Source organism: Pseudomonas wuhanensis (genome assembly GCF_030687395.1).
Classification (GTDB): domain Bacteria; phylum Pseudomonadota; class Gammaproteobacteria; order Pseudomonadales; family Pseudomonadaceae; genus Aquipseudomonas; species Aquipseudomonas wuhanensis.
The window spans coordinates 2255033-2268977 of record NZ_CP117430.1; the positions used below are offsets into that span (position 1 = coordinate 2255033).

The 13945-nt window shown below is 59.5% G+C and carries 13 protein-coding genes and 1 pseudogene; 1 reads left to right on the forward strand and 13 read right to left on the reverse strand.

Going from position 1 to position 13945, the window contains the following annotated elements:
- Positions 1-79 precede the first annotated feature (79 nt).
- The 9 genes and pseudogenes from PSH88_RS10470 to PSH88_RS10510 all read right to left on the reverse strand — a co-directional run.
- On the reverse strand, positions 80-628 hold the full coding sequence (locus PSH88_RS10470) for an adenine phosphoribosyltransferase (RefSeq protein ID WP_305426147.1): 549 nt from the start codon (positions 626-628) through the stop codon (positions 80-82).
- Between the two features lie 79 nt (positions 629-707).
- Positions 708-1442 (reverse strand): fumarate/nitrate reduction transcriptional regulator Fnr, encoded by a 735-nt coding sequence (gene fnr, locus PSH88_RS10475; protein ID WP_305426148.1) that lies wholly within the window; start codon positions 1440-1442, stop codon positions 708-710.
- Positions 1443-1570: 128 nt separating this feature from the next.
- Entirely contained in the window at positions 1571-2953 is a 1383-nt protein-coding gene (gene hemN / locus PSH88_RS10480) for an oxygen-independent coproporphyrinogen III oxidase (RefSeq protein ID WP_305426149.1), read from the reverse strand.
- A gap of 198 nt (positions 2954-3151) precedes the next feature.
- Positions 3152-3835, reverse strand: coding sequence for a sulfite exporter TauE/SafE family protein (locus PSH88_RS10485; protein WP_305426150.1), 684 nt, complete (start codon positions 3833-3835; stop codon positions 3152-3154).
- Positions 3828-4046: a cbb3-type cytochrome oxidase assembly protein CcoS gene (ccoS, locus tag PSH88_RS10490; RefSeq protein ID WP_102616084.1), complete on the reverse strand. Its 219-nt coding sequence runs from the start codon at positions 4044-4046 to the stop codon at positions 3828-3830. Before ccoS ends, PSH88_RS10485 begins: the two co-directional genes overlap by 8 nt.
- A 22-nt stretch (positions 4047-4068) precedes the next feature.
- On the reverse strand, positions 4069-6519 hold the full coding sequence (locus PSH88_RS10495) for a heavy metal translocating P-type ATPase (RefSeq protein WP_305426151.1): 2451 nt from the start codon (positions 6517-6519) through the stop codon (positions 4069-4071).
- A gap of 135 nt (positions 6520-6654) precedes the next feature.
- Complete coding sequence (locus PSH88_RS10500) at positions 6655-7194, reverse strand: FixH family protein (protein WP_123360013.1); 540 nt, start codon at positions 7192-7194, stop codon at positions 6655-6657.
- Between the two features lie 11 nt (positions 7195-7205).
- Positions 7206-8621 carry a cytochrome c oxidase accessory protein CcoG gene (ccoG, locus tag PSH88_RS10505; RefSeq protein WP_305483567.1) on the reverse strand — a complete coding sequence of 472 codons (1416 nt, stop codon included), beginning with the start codon at positions 8619-8621 and terminating at the stop codon, positions 7206-7208.
- 206 nt (positions 8622-8827) lie between these two features.
- Positions 8828-9156, reverse strand: a pseudogene (locus PSH88_RS10510) (type II toxin-antitoxin system VapC family toxin); the annotation flags it as partial.
- Between the two features lie 167 nt (positions 9157-9323).
- Here PSH88_RS10510 and PSH88_RS10515 point away from each other — a divergent pair.
- Positions 9324-10340, forward strand: coding sequence for a metallophosphoesterase family protein (locus PSH88_RS10515; RefSeq protein ID WP_305426152.1), 1017 nt, complete (start codon positions 9324-9326; stop codon positions 10338-10340).
- Between the two features lie 76 nt (positions 10341-10416).
- Here the strand turns inward: PSH88_RS10515 and ccoP are convergent, their stop codons facing one another.
- The 4 genes from ccoP to ccoN are packed head-to-tail and all read right to left on the reverse strand — an operon-like array spanning position 10417 to position 13638.
- A complete protein-coding gene (gene ccoP / locus PSH88_RS10520) occupies positions 10417-11400 on the reverse strand; it encodes a cytochrome-c oxidase, cbb3-type subunit III (RefSeq protein WP_305426153.1) in 984 nt (327 codons plus the stop codon).
- Positions 11397-11582 (reverse strand): CcoQ/FixQ family Cbb3-type cytochrome c oxidase assembly chaperone, encoded by a 186-nt coding sequence (locus PSH88_RS10525; protein WP_003175465.1) that lies wholly within the window; start codon positions 11580-11582, stop codon positions 11397-11399. Before PSH88_RS10525 ends, ccoP begins: the two co-directional genes overlap by 4 nt.
- Before the next feature lie 5 nt (positions 11583-11587).
- Positions 11588-12196: a cytochrome-c oxidase, cbb3-type subunit II gene (ccoO, locus tag PSH88_RS10530; RefSeq protein ID WP_007905434.1), complete on the reverse strand. Its 609-nt coding sequence runs from the start codon at positions 12194-12196 to the stop codon at positions 11588-11590.
- Positions 12196-13638, reverse strand: a complete 1443-nt coding sequence (ccoN, locus tag PSH88_RS10535) for a cytochrome-c oxidase, cbb3-type subunit I (protein WP_305483530.1) — start codon at positions 13636-13638, stop codon at positions 12196-12198. Before ccoN ends, ccoO begins: the two co-directional genes overlap by 1 nt.
- Between the last annotated feature and the right edge of the window lie 307 nt (positions 13639-13945).

Sequence of the window (13945 nt, forward strand, 5' to 3'; positions counted from 1 at the left end):
CGTTAAATGCAAATTTTGCATACGACAAAAATCACTGTGGGAGCGGGCTTGCCCGCGATGGCGTCAGTACAGACGCGGCTTATTTATCCGTAAGGGCAAACTGCGTCAGGCAGAAAGTAGGAATCCCCATATCCTCCAACCGCTGCGAACCACCCAGCTCCGGCAAATCAATAATCGCCGCCGCTTCATGCACCCGCGCGCCCATGCGCCGAATCAGGTTCCCCGCCGCGATCAGCGTGCCGCCAGTGGCGATCAGGTCATCGAACATCACCACCGCATCACCCTCACACAGGCTGTCGGCATGGACTTCGAGAAAGGCTTCGCCGTACTCGGTCTGATAACCCTCGGCCAGCACGTCGGCCGGTAATTTGCCCTGTTTGCGGAACAGCACCAGCGGTTTGTTCAACTGATAGGCCAGGATTGAACCGATCAGGAAGCCACGGGCATCCATGGCGCCGATGTGGGTGAAGTCGGCTTCGACGTAACGATGGGCAAAGCTGTCCATCACCAGGCGCAGGGCAGTAGGAGATTGGAACAACGGGGTGATATCGCGAAAGATCACGCCCGGCTTGGGGAAGTCGATCACGGGGCGGATCAAGGATTTGATGTCGAAGGAGTCGAAGACCATCGTCGAAGTGTCCTGGCGGGCTGCAAACGTCGCAGTATAACGGCGGCTGAACCGTTTCGCTCAGCCGCAATCGTTGCTATCAGCCTTCGAGCGAACCGCCGGCCAGGGCGCAGAGCTGGATCGGATCAAGGATGTGGATTTCCTTGCCCTCGGCGGCAATCAGTTCGTTTTGCTGGAAGCGGGTGAACACCCGGGACACGGTTTCCACTGCCAGGCCCAGGTAATTGCCGATTTCGTTGCGCGACATGCTCAACCGGAACTGGTTGGCCGAGAAGCCCCGGGCGCGGAAACGTGCCGACAGGTTGACCAGGAAAGTGGCGATGCGCTCGTCGGCGGTTTTCTTCGACAGCAGCAACATCATTTGCTGATCGTCGCGAATCTCGCGGCTCATCACCCGCATCAACTGACGACGCAGTTGTGGCAGTTGCAGGGCCAGTTCGTCGAGGCGATCGAAAGGAATTTCGCACACCGAGGTGGTTTCCAGGGCTTGCGCCGAGACCGGGTGCTTTTCAGTGTCCATGCCCGACAGGCCGACCAGTTCACTCGGCAAATGGAAGCCAGTGAGCTGCTCTTCACCAGCATCGCTCAGGCTGAAAGTCTTCAGGGCGCCGGAGCGTACTGCATAAACGGAATCGAACGTGTCGCCCTGGCGAAACAGGAACTCGCCTTTTTTCAGCGGGCGACCACGTTTGACGATATCGTCCAGCGCATCCATGTCTTCCAGATTCAGAGAAAGTGGCAGGCAGAGAGGGGCCAGGCTGCAATCCTTGCAATGGGCCTGGCTATGAGCGCGCAACTTTACTGGCTCGGACATTTCTTCAATCCTTGTGGGAAAACACACATAAGACGTAAGGGTAACCCACCGGAGGACATTCAGGCACGCGGCGATTTTGTCGCAGGGTCGTAAAATCAGCGTTTCGCAGGCTGGCCATGAGCTGATGGCTAGATAACCCGTGAAAACCGCTGGCGATTTTGTTGTTCCAGGTGCGCGTCGAACACCATGCACACCGAACGCACCAGCAATCGTCCGGCAGGCAGTACGGTAATCCGTTCGTTATCCAGTTCGATCAGTCCGTCGTCGGCCATTCCCTGCAACTGTGGCCAGAGTTCGCCGAAGTAACCCTGAAAGTCGATGTTGAAGGCTTGTTCGATCTGGGCGAATTCCAGGTTGAAATGGCAGATCAGTTGCTGGATGACCGCACGTCGCAGGTGGTCATCGGTGTTGCACAGCAGACCACGACTGGTGGCCAGCTGTGCGCTGGCCAACGCATTCTGGTACTGATTCAGGTCGCTGCTGTTCTGGCAGTACAAATCGCCGATCTGGCTGATGGCCGATACCCCCAGGCCGATCAAATCGCAATGACCGTGGGTGGTATAGCCCTGGAAGTTACGTTGCAGGGTCGATTCTTCCTGAGCAATCGCCAATTCATCATCGGGCAGGGCGAAATGGTCCATGCCGATGTAGCGGTAACCGGCGGCCGTCAGTTGTTCGATGGTGCGCTGGAGCATTTCCAGCTTCTGTGCCGGTGCCGGTAGATCCTGGTCGTTGATCCGCCGTTGCGGCATGAAGCGCTCCGGCAGATGGGCGTAGTTGAACACCGAGAGTCGGTCCGGTTGCAGGCTGATGACTTCGTCGATGGTGCGGGCGAAGTTCTCGGGCGTCTGCTTCGGCAGGCCGTAGATCAGATCGATGTTGATCGAGCGAAATTGCAGGGTTCGGGCGGCGTCGATCACCGCTCGGGTTTCTTCCAGGCTTTGCAGACGATTGACCGCCCGTTGCACCGCCGGGTCGAGGTCTTGCAGGCCGATGCTGACCCGGTTGAAGCCCAGTTCCCGGAGCAGACCCATGGTCGACCAGTCGGCCTCGCGAGGGTCGATCTCGATGCCGTAGTCGCCGGAATCGTCGTCCAGCAAATTGAAATGCTTGCGCAGTTGAGCCATCAACTGGCGCAGTTCGTCGTGGCTGAGAAAGGTCGGCGTGCCGCCGCCGAAATGCAGTTGCTCGACTTTCTGCGAGGGGTCGAGGTGGCAGGCAATCAACTGGATTTCCTGTTCCAGGCGCTGCAAATAGGGCAGGGCGCGGCCGCGGTCCTTGGTGATGACTTTGTTGCAGGCGCAGTAGTAGCAAATGTTCGCGCAGAACGGCACGTGCACATACAGCGACAGCGGCCGCAGGGCCTTGCGGCTGTCGCGAAGGGCATGAAACAGGTCGAAGGTGCCGACCTGGCTGTCGAATTGCACGGCGGTCGGGTACGAGGTGTAGCGCGGTCCCGCCAGGTCATAACGGCGGATCAGATCTGTGTCCCAACGAATGGCGTCGAGCATGCGGGCATTCCCCCGGATAGGCTGGCAGTGTGGGCGAGTCTAGGGGGAAGTGCGGTGGGGCATCTTGATTTGCATCAAGGGTCATTCGGTCGGGAGTTGTGTTGCAGGTAGGCCGCCTTCGCGAGCAAGCCCGCCCACATTGGATTTGTGTACGCCGCAACCCCCCTGTGGGAGCGGGCTTGCTCGCGCACCGCCGATCTAATGCCCCATGAGCCAATGCTGATGCGGCCCCGGCAAGGTCCAGATGCCGAACACTATCACCAGCAAACCGCCGGTCATACGCACGCTGCGTTTGCGCAACAGCGCCGTGACGCGCTCGGCCGCCAGCCCTGTGGCGAGCAGCACCGGCCAGGTGCCCAGCCCGAATGCCAGCATCAGCAACGCACTGTCCAGGGCATTGCCCTGGCTCGCCGACCACAGCAATGTGCTGTAAACCAGCCCACACGGCAGCCAGCCCCACAGTGCGCCCAGCAGCAGGGCACGGGGCAGGTTCGACACCGGCAACAGTTTGTTGGCCACCGGCTGGATATGCCGCCACAGGCCGCGACCGAGGCTTTCGATGCGGGTCAGGCCGCTCCACCAGCCGGCCAGGTACAGGCCCATGGCGATCAACAGCAATCCGGCGAGGATGCGCATGAACATTGCCGCCGGACTATTGGCCACGGCCCAGCCGGCCAGGCCGATCAGCAGGCCGGCAGCGGCGTAGCTGAGAATTCGCCCCAGGTTGTAAGCCAGCAACAATCGAAAGCGTCGGCTGCGTTGTTCCTTGGGGATCGCCAGGGTCAGCGCGCCCATCAATCCGCCGCACATGCCCAGGCAATGCCCGCCACCGAGCAGGCCGAGGATCAGCGCAGACACCAGCAGTGGCGCCAACTCAAGCATGGGGCGGCGCCTTGTCGTCCGGTTTGGCCGGCTGGCCGCTGGCCTCGTCGACCGCTGCCTTGTGGTTCGGGTCCTGATCGTCGAACAGGATGCTGTGGGCCGGGCCGTCGAGGTCGTCGTACTGACCGCTGTCGACCGCCCAGAAGAAGATATAGATAGCGATGGCCACGATCAGCAGCGCGGCCGGGATCATCACGTAGAGAGCTGGCATCTGGACTCCATGCCCGCGCGGCTCAGGCCGGCAGCGGGCGGGTTTCTGGCGTGGTGCGAGCAGCCGGCGCGCTCGGCAGGCGAGTCAGGCGCAGGGCATTCAGCACCACGGTCAACGAACTGATCGACATGCCGACCGCGGCCCATACCGGAGTGATCCAGCCGAGGGCAGCGAACGGCAGCATGAGGCCATTGTACAGCGCTGCCCACAGCAAGTTCTCGATGATGACCCGACGGGTGCGCCGGGCCAGACTGAAGGCTTGCACCAGCGCATCGAGGCGGTTCGACAGCAACACCGCGTCGGCACTGGTTTTCGCCAGATCGGTGGCCGAACCCATCGCCACGCTGATGTCGGCGGCGGCCAGCACCGGCACATCGTTGACCCCGTCACCGAGCATCAACACCTTGCGGCCTTCCCTGTGCAGCTGTTGCAGGACCTGCAATTTATCGTCCGGACGCAAACCGCCACGGGCCTCGTCGATGCCCAATTCGGCAGCGACGCTGGCAACCATCGGTGAGCTGTCGCCGGACAGCAGCAACGTGCGCCAGCCGCGAGCTTTGCATGCTGCAAGCAGGGCGGGCGCGTCGGCGCGCAAACGGTCGTCGAGCACGAACCACGTCAGCGGCCCTTGGCTGTCGCCGAGCAGCAGCCATTGGCCGGGCTCATCGGGCATTATCGGCACTTGAGCGCCGCTGAGTTCGCAGACAAACCCCGGTTGGCCAATGCGCAGGCGTTGTGCGCCGACCAACCCCTCAAGACCCAGGCCCGGTGTACTGTGAACTTCCTCGGCGGCCAGCGGCGCGCGACCAAAAGCCCGGGCAATCGGGTGTTCGGAGCGGTTTTCCAATGCGGCGGCGAGGCTCAGGCATTGATCGCTGGTCAGGGTCCCAAGCGGCCGGATCGAACGCAAGGCCAGGCGACCTTCGGTGAGGGTGCCGGTCTTGTCGAAAATCACCGTGTCGATCTGGTTCAGGCCTTCCAGCACATGGCCGCGCGTCAACAAAAGACCGAGCTTATGCAGCGTGCCGGTGGCGGCGGTGAGGGCGGTTGGCGTGGCCAGCGACAAGGCACACGGGCATGTGGCAACCAGCATCGCCAGGACAATCCAGAACGCTCGCGAAGAATCCAGCTCCCACCAGAGCAGGCCGATGGCGGCCACTGCGATAAGCGTCAGCAGTAAAAACCACTGCGCGGCGCGGTCGGCGATTTCCGCCAGTCGCGGCTTTTCGGCCTGGGCGCGATCCAGCAGGCGGACGATGGCTGACAGGCGTGTGTCCTGGCCCAACGCCAGGATTTCCACGGTCAGCGCGCCTTCGACGTTCAAGGTGCCGGCGGTGACGGCGTCGCCCGGGGTTCGTGGTTGGGGCAGGTATTCGCCGGTAAGCACGGATTCATCGATGCTCGACTGGCCGTCGAGGATCTTGCCGTCGGCCGGCAGGATCGCGCCGGGGTGCACCAGCACCTGATCGCCCACGCGCAGTTCGCTGAGCAGGATCCGCTCGCTCTGGCCGTCAGCACTCAGCCGCAGGCAGGAGGCGGGCAGCAGATTGACCAGCTGTGCGGTCGCGGCGGCGGTGCGTTCCCGGGCACGACGTTCCAGATAACGCCCGGCCAGCAGGAACAGTGCAAACATTCCCACCGCATCGAAATACAGCTCGCCGACCCCGGTGATCGAGGTCCAGATCCCGGCGAGATAGGCACTGCCAATCGCCAGCGACACCGAGACGTCCATGGTCAGGTGACGGGTGCGCAGATCGCGCATCGCGCCCTTGAAGAACGGCGCGCAGCTGTAAAACACGATCGGGGTGGTCAGAAACAGCGCGACCCAGCGCAGGATGGTGTGCAGCTCGGGGCTGAGGTCGATGTTGAATTCCGGCCAGGTGGCCATCGTTGCCATCATCGCCTGGAACCACAGCAGCCCGGCGACCCCGAGTTGACGCAGGGCCAGGCGGTTTTCGCTGGCCAGTTGTTCACTGGCGCGGTCGGCCTGATAAGGGTGGGCGGCGTAACCGATGTGGCGCAATTCGCTGAGCACTTGGCTCAAGGGCAATTGCGCGTCGGCCCAGCGCACATGCAGGCGATGGTTGGACAGGTTCAGGCGTGCTTCGGCCACCGCCGGCAAGGCGCGCAGGTGTTTCTCGATCAACCAGCCGCAGGCGGCGCAACTGATGCCTTCCATCAGCAGGGTGGTTTCGGCGAGTTCGCCTTCGTGGCGGACAAAGGGTTGCTGCACATCGGCGCGATCATACAGCGCCAACTCGTCCACCAGTTGCACTGGCAAGGCTTCGGGGTTGGCCGAGGCTTCGCTGCGATGCTGGTAATAACTTTCCAGCCCACCGGCCACGATGGCTTCTGCAACCGCCTGGCAACCCGGGCAGCAGAACTCGCGGGTATCCCCGAGGACGGCGGCGGTAAAGCGGCTACCGGCCGGGACGGGCAGGGCGCAGTGGTAGCAGGGGGTTGGAGTGGTCATGAGGCGTAGTCCGATGATCGTTCCCACGCTCTGCGTGGGAATGCCTCCCCGGACGCTCCGCGTCCGCTTCGGCTGGGACGCGGAGCGTCCCTGGCTGCGTTCCCACGCAGAGCGTGGGAACGATCAGGGTAAGGCTTACTTCTTCAGGTCTTCCGCGCCCTGCAGGGGCTCATCACCGAGCAACAGATCCTTGGCATGGCTGACCTGTTCTTCTTCGAACATGCGCCAGATTTTGTCATCCTGAACACCCAGCAACTCAACGAAACGGCGACCTTCAATCTTGTCGCTCAACTGGCCGATATAGCGGCCCTGTTCAGTTTCGCTGCGGGCCAGGGTGATCTTGCGATCCTTCTCCGGCTGGGTCGGCGAAATCAGGTTCAGTTCAAGGGTTTTCGGCTGGCTGTTGCCGCTCAGGCGCAGGTCAACTTCGCCGGTCACGTCATCCAGGTGCACGCTGGCACGCAGTTGCAGGGTCTGGGCCAGCAGTTCGCGATCCAGAGAACGGTTGATGCCCTTGCCGGCCTCGTAATAGTTGTCGTTGACCAGGTTGTCCGGGTTGTTCACCGCGATGGTCACCATCGACAGGGTCAAGGTCACCGAGCAGGCCAGGATGGCGATGATGATCCACGGCCAAAGGTGCTTGTACCAGGGACTTGCGGCAGTTGCTGCGGGCATGATCACTTCTCTCAACGAATTTGTGGGCCGATGAATCGGCTCTTGGCTTCAACGTGGACGTTGGCGTCATCGGCATCCTTGAGGATGAATGTCACCTCGTTGGTGCTCGACGGCAGTTGTTCCGGTGCGCTGGACAGTTCGACCGGCTGACTGAAAATCTCCCCGGCGGCGACCTTGATCTCGCGCTTGCCTTGTAGCTTGAGGTCCGGCAGGCCAGTGGCTTCCAGCACATACGTGTGGTCGTGCTGGTCCTTGTTCATGATCTTCAGGCTGTAGACGTTTTCGATCCGGCCTTCGGCGTTCTCGCGGTACAACACGCGGTCTTTACTGACATCGAAGCCGACCAGCGAGCGCATGAAGAATGCAGTCACCAGCAACGCGATCATCGCCAATAGCACCGTGGCATAGCCGATCAGGCGTGGACGCAGTTTATGGGTTTTTTGCCCCGACAGGTTGTGCTCGGTGGTGTAGCTGATCAGGCCGCGTGGGTAATCCATCTTGTCCATGATGCTGTCGCAGGCGTCGATGCACGCCGCGCAGCCGATGCATTCGACTTGCAGGCCGTCGCGGATGTCGATACCGGTGGGGCAGACCTGGACGCACATGGTGCAGTCGATGCAATCACCCAGGCCCTGAGCCTTGTAGTCGATGCCTTTCTTGCGCGGGCCACGGCTTTCGCCACGGCGCGGGTCGTAGGAAACGATCAGCGTGTCCTTGTCGAACATCACGCTCTGGAAGCGTGCGTACGGGCACATGTAAATGCACACCTGCTCACGCAACCAGCCAGCGTTGCCGTAAGTGGCGAGGGTGAAGAAACCGACCCAGAAATACGACCAGCCATCGGCTTGGCCGGTGAAGAAATCGAGCACCAGTTCGCGAATCGGTGAGAAGTAGCCGACGAAAGTCATGCCGGTCACGAAACCAATCAGCAGCCACATTGTGTGCTTGCTGAATTTACGCACGAACTTGGTGGCGCTCATCGGCGCCTTGTCGAGCTTGATGCGCTGGTTGCGGTCACCTTCGGTGACTTTTTCGCACCACATGAAGATCCAGGTCCAGACGCTCTGCGGGCAGGTGTAGCCGCACCAGACCCGACCGGCATACACGGTGATGAAGAACAGGCCGAAGGCGCTGATGATCAGAATGCCTGAGAGCAGGATGAAATCCTGAGGCCAGAAGGTCGCGCCAAAAATGAAGAACTTACGCTCCGGCAGGTTCCACCAGACAGCCTGATGACCGCCCCAGTTCAGCCACACCGTGCCGAAATACAGCAGAAACAGCCCGGCACCGCCAATCATCCGCAGATTGCGGAACAGGCCGGTGAAGGCGCGGGTGTAGATTTTTTCTCGAGAGGCGTAGAGGTCGACGCTGTTGTTCGCGTTCTTGGCAGGCGGAGTAACGTCGTGTACCGGAATCTGATTGCTCATCATTGCATCCCACGGCAGTGGAAAAATGCCCCGGTCAGTACGTGCCGACCGCGGTCAAAAAGAGGTGTTGCAGTGGCGCAATGATACGCCTGTAGCTCTAGCTCAAGGGTGCGACCTTTGGTCGCGTTGGGGGGAATCAATTGATGGTGTAATGACTTGAATCAATTGACTTGTGAAGTATGGACGTTTTTGCAGGAGCGGCGAACTCATTCGTCCCATGGATTGATCAGTGCGACACCGCTGGATTGAAAATCGCTGATGTTTCGGGTGACTACCGTAAGGCCATGAATCAGTGCAGTCGCTGCGATCAGGGCGTCGCTTTCATTGGCAACATGCAAGCTGGCACAACGCAGTGCTACGGCGGCATCGACCGGCAAGATTCTGGCATCGAAAGCCGGCATGACATGGCGCTTCAGCCAGGTGCGCAATACCTTCCCCTGAGCGGGATCACGACGCTCCATTCGAAGCACCCCGCCTCCAGTTCCTTCAAAGTAACGGCCGAAATAAACAGGCGTGGCGCGATGATATTTTTTGCCTGGCAGTGATGCATCTGGCTATCTCCGATAGCGCACTAATGAGATCGCAGGAAACATGAACTATTGATATTGAAGCGATAGACATTTGTGTTAATTTTTAAGTTGTCATAACTTGCTCGGACAGGGCGGCGTGTCTTGTATCTAACTTCAATAGAGATGGATTTCTATGTTTCTTGATAAAAAAGTCAATGCGCTGTTGGGCGTTTTGTTATGTGTTGCTACGTTTGGTGTACATGCGACAGACAATTATTTGCCCCGGTATTTAGTGTTTGCCTCGGATCCTCAGTACCCGTGGACTGAAAGTTCCGACCATGGGTGGGATGAAACAACCTCGGACAAAGAGCAGCGTTCAAAGTGGTTGATTGAGACCCAATACTCCGATGTCGCCAGCTTCAGGCGTAATCACTCTGTTGACCCGGCGCACATTCCGGTCATGGTTAACGGCGACATGACCGCTTTCGGTCACGGCTACCAGCGCGACATGACCCGCTCGATACTGGAAAAGCAACTGGGGGGTATTTATGACTATGGGCTGGGGAATCATGACTATGAAAACAACGTCGATGATTGTTTTCTGAATAACTGTGCGGCCGGCAGTATTGTTGATTTCAAGGATCGTTACTTGGGTAAGTTGACGACGCTGGATGTGCGGATGTCGGATGAAGGTGCTGTTAAAAAAGGTGTTTTTGGTAGTCTTGCTTATTCCAGGGACTTTGGCGATGTACACATTGTTCAATTGCATAATGAGCCCACCTATACCACTGCGTTTACCGCCTGGAATTGGGGAGTGCCCACGGGTTACCAGGTTTCCGAGTCTCTGGATTGGCTGGAGGAAGATTTAAAGCGCGCACGTGAGAGTGCAAAGATCATTCTTCTGAATATGCACAAGCCGGATAGCTGGAAAGGCAGTGCCGAACAGATTGCCCGGTTCAAGGCGATCATCGAGCGATACAAGGTGACGGCGGTGTTTGCCGGGCATTTGCATACCGAGCCCGGGAGCTATTACGGATGGAGCAAACGGGATTACTTCGGGGATGTGCCGGTATTCTTGAGCGGTGGGGCGTCGAACCAGTCCTACCTGATCGCCGATGTGTCCACGGATCGCAAAACGTTGAAGGTGTTTCAGGTCAACCAGAATAACTGGCCAAGCCGCAAAGAGATCCAGACGGTTGAGGTTCGATAATCTGCGATTATCCAGTTGAAACGAAAACGGCCCCGTCATCTGACGGGGCCGTTTTTTGTTACATCAAGCGTTTGCCTTACTGGGCGTCCGCCACGGGCGCTTTCTCACCGTGAGACAGGCTGTAGACGTAAGCGGCCAGCAGGTGAACCTTGTCGTTGCCTTGCAGCTGTTCTTGCGCAGGCATCTGGCCCTGACGACCGTAACGGATGGTCTGCTGCAGTTGAGCGAAGCTCGAACCGTAGATGAACCCGGCCGGGTGGGTCAGGTCAGGGGCGCCCATCGCTGGCGTACCTTTGCCTGCCGGACCGTGGCACGCCACGCAGTTGGCAGCGAAGAGCTTTTGACCGGCAACCGGGTCAGCCTTGGCGCCTTCTGGTAGCTTGCGGCCATCCAGGTTGGTCAGCACGAACGCGGCAACGTCCGCAACGCCTTGCTCGCCGATCACTTCAGCCCAAGCCGGCATCACGGCGTGACGACCGCCCATGATGGTGGTCTTGATGGTTGCCGCTTCACCGCCCCAGCGCCAGTCGGCGTCGGTCAGGTTAGGGAAGCCATAGGCGCCTTTGGCGTCGGAACCGTGGCAGACCGAGCAGTTGGAGGCGAACAGGCGGCCACCCATCTTCAGGGCTTGCGGGTCTTTGGCGACTTCTTCGATCGGCATGGAAGCGAACTTGGCGAAGATCGGGCCGAACTTGGCGTCCGACCTGAGCATTTCCTTCTCCCATTCGTGAACGCCGGTCCAGCCGGTCTGGCCGTTGGCGAATGCGGTCTGCTTCTCGTTGTCGAGGTAGTTGTAACCCGGCAACAGGCCTTTCCAGTTACCCAGGCCCGGGTACAGCACCAAGTAGCCGAGGGCGAAGATGATGGTGCCCACGAACAGCATGAACCACCATTTCGGCAGCGGGTTGTCATACTCCTCGATCCCGTCGAAGGAGTGGCCGACCGTTTCATCGGTGGATTCGCTGCGCTGGCCCTTGCGGGTGGACAGCAGCAGCCAGGTCAGGGCGAAGATGGTGCCGAGACTGAGGACTGTGACGTACAGACTCCAGAACGTAGTCATTCTTTGTTACTCCTAGAAGCTTGCTCGACGTGCTTGATGGCTTCGGGATCATCCGCGAAAGGCAGCAAGGTCGCGTCTTCAAACTCCGACTTGCGCTTGGGGCTGAACACCCATAGCGCCAGACCGATGAAGGCCACCATCACAACAACGGTGCCCAGGCCACGAATCATCCCGATATCCATCTAAATCACCGTTTGCTTTTGATGATGGTGCCCAGGCCTTGCAGATAGGCCACCAGCGCGTCCATTTCGGTTTTGCCCTTCACAGCATCCTTGGCGCCGGCGATGTCTTCGTCGGTGTAAGGGACGCCGAGCGTGCGCAAGACTTCCATTTTCTTGGCGGTGTCTTTGCCGTCGAGCTTGTTTTCCACGAGGAACGGGTAAGCCGGCATTTTCGACTCAGGCACTACGTTGCGCGGGTTGTACAAGTGCGCACGCTGCCAGTCATCGGAGTAACGACCGCCGACACGGGCCAGGTCCGGACCGGTGCGCTTGGAACCCCACAGAAACGGGTGGTCCCAAACACTTTCGCCGGCGACCGAGTAGTGGCCGTAACGTTCGGTTTCAGCACGGAACGGGCGGATCATCTGCGAGTGGCAGCCGACACAACCGTTGGCGATGTACACGTCGCGGCCTTCCAGTTCAAGGGCGGTGCGCGGCTTCATGCCCTCGACCGGCTTGTTGGTAACGTCCTGGAAAAACAGCGGAACGATTTGGGTCAGGCCGCCGACGCTGACGGCGATAACCATGAAGAAGGCCAGCAGGCCAATATTCTTCTCGACTGCTTCATGCTTCATCAGTGAGCTCCAACTACAGCAATCTGTTCAGCAGCTTTGGCTTCAGCCGGGTTCGAGGCACGTACGGTACGCCATACGTTGTAGGCCATGAACAGCATGCCGCTGGCGAAGAACGCACCGCCCAGGGCGCGAACGATGAAACCAGGGTGGCTGGCTTGCAGCGCTTCGACGAACGAGTAGGTGAGGGTGCCGTCGTCGTTGATTGCACGCCACATCAGGCCCTGGGTGATGCCGTTGACCCACATCGATGCGATGTACAGCACGGTACCGATGGTCGCGAGCCAGAAGTGCGTGTTGATCAGGCCGGTGCTGTGCATCTGTGCACGGCCGAACAGTTTCGGGATCATGTGGTAGATCGCGCCAATCGAAATCATCGCTACCCAGCCAAGAGCGCCGGCGTGTACGTGGCCGATGGTCCAGTCGGTGTAGTGCGAGAGCGAGTTGACGGTCTTGATGGCCATCATCGGGCCTTCGAAGGTCGACATGCCGTAGAACGCCAGCGATACCACGAGGAAGCGCAGGATCGGGTCGGTGCGCAGCTTATGCCAGGCGCCCGACAGGGTCATCATGCCGTTGATCATGCCGCCCCAGCTTGGTGCCAGCAGGATGATCGACATCGCCATGCCCAGGGACTGAGCCCAGTCCGGCAGTGCGGTGTAGTGCAGGTGGTGCGGACCGGCCCAGATGTACAGGGTGATCAGCGCCCAGAAGTGCACGATCGACAGACGATAAGAGTAGATCGGACGCTCGGCCTGCTTCGGAACGAAGTAGTACATCATCCCCAGGAAGCCGGTGGTCAGGAAGAAGCCCACGGCGTTGTGGCCGTACCACCACTGGATCATCGCATCAGTCGCCCCCGAATAAGCCGAGTAGGACTTGAAGAAACTGACTGGCAGGGACGCGTGGTTGACGATGTGCAGCATCGCGGTCACGACGATGAAGGCACCGTAGAACCAGTTACCGACATAGATGTGCTTGGTCTTGCGCTTGACGATGGTGCCGAAGAACACCAGACCGTAGGTGACCCAGACGATGGCCAGCAGAATAGCCAGGGGCCATTCCAGTTCCGCGTATTCCTTGGTGGTGGTGAAACCCATCGGCAAGGTAACGATCGCGCCGACGATCACCGCTTGCCAACCCCAGAAGGTGAAGGCCGCGAGGCTGTCGGAAATCAGTCGCGTTTGGCAGGTTCGCTGCACGACGTAATAGGAAGTGGCAAACAGAGCACAACCACCGAAGGCGAAAATCACCAGGTTGGTGTGCAGCGGGCGCAGGCGTCCAAAGCTCGTCCATGCCAGACCGAAGTTCAACTCCGGCCAGACCAGTTGCGAGGCGATGAAGACACCGAGCCCCATGCCAAGGATCCCCCAGACCACCGTCATGATGGCGAACTGGCGGACTACCTTATAGTTATAAGCAGTCGGACTGATTGCTGTGCTCATTCTAAGGTTCCACGGTTTGGGTGTTTTATTAGGAGTAAAAATCGGCCGCAAGTATGTAGAAAGCGGGGGGTCATTGCAACGCGCCATGACGTGGGTCAATGCTTTCAAAAGCTGATTCTGCGGCCTTTCCATGCGCTGCGTAAGGACAAAATTGCCCTCGGACAAAATGTCGCAACGAATGAAAGAGGCGAGGGGTTCAGGTCAGTTGTAACGGGGTATGTTCAAACACGACGATCGGGTAACAGAGGGCAATGGGGACGATAGCCGGTGTCTACCAGCCTTTGCGGCCTGTCATCGAGCAAATTCG

Coding starts and splice junctions, on each gene's coding strand:
- PSH88_RS10470 (WP_305426147.1), bottom strand. CDS start 628: ATGGTCTTCGACTCCTTCGACATCAAATCCTTGATCCGCCCCGTGATC.
- fnr (WP_305426148.1), bottom strand. CDS start 1,442: ATGTCCGAGCCAGTAAAGTTGCGCGCTCATAGCCAGGCCCATTGCAAG.
- hemN (WP_305426149.1), bottom strand. CDS start 2,953: ATGCTCGACGCCATTCGTTGGGACACAGATCTGATCCGCCGTTATGAC.
- PSH88_RS10485 (WP_305426150.1), bottom strand. CDS start 3,835: ATGCTTGAGTTGGCGCCACTGCTGGTGTCTGCGCTGATCCTCGGCCTG.
- ccoS (WP_102616084.1), bottom strand. CDS start 4,046: ATGCCAGCTCTCTACGTGATGATCCCGGCCGCGCTGCTGATCGTGGCC.
- PSH88_RS10495 (WP_305426151.1), bottom strand. CDS start 6,519: ATGACCACTCCAACCCCCTGCTACCACTGCGCCCTGCCCGTCCCGGCC.
- PSH88_RS10500 (WP_123360013.1), bottom strand. CDS start 7,194: ATGCCCGCAGCAACTGCCGCAAGTCCCTGGTACAAGCACCTTTGGCCG.
- ccoG (WP_305483567.1), bottom strand. CDS start 8,621: ATGAGCAATCAGATTCCGGTACACGACGTTACTCCGCCTGCCAAGAAC.
- PSH88_RS10515 (WP_305426152.1), top strand. CDS start 9,324: ATGTTTCTTGATAAAAAAGTCAATGCGCTGTTGGGCGTTTTGTTATGT.
- ccoP (WP_305426153.1), bottom strand. CDS start 11,400: ATGACTACGTTCTGGAGTCTGTACGTCACAGTCCTCAGTCTCGGCACC.
- PSH88_RS10525 (WP_003175465.1), bottom strand. CDS start 11,582: ATGGATATCGGGATGATTCGTGGCCTGGGCACCGTTGTTGTGATGGTG.
- ccoO (WP_007905434.1), bottom strand. CDS start 12,196: ATGAAGCATGAAGCAGTCGAGAAGAATATTGGCCTGCTGGCCTTCTTC.
- ccoN (WP_305483530.1), bottom strand. CDS start 13,638: ATGAGCACAGCAATCAGTCCGACTGCTTATAACTATAAGGTAGTCCGC.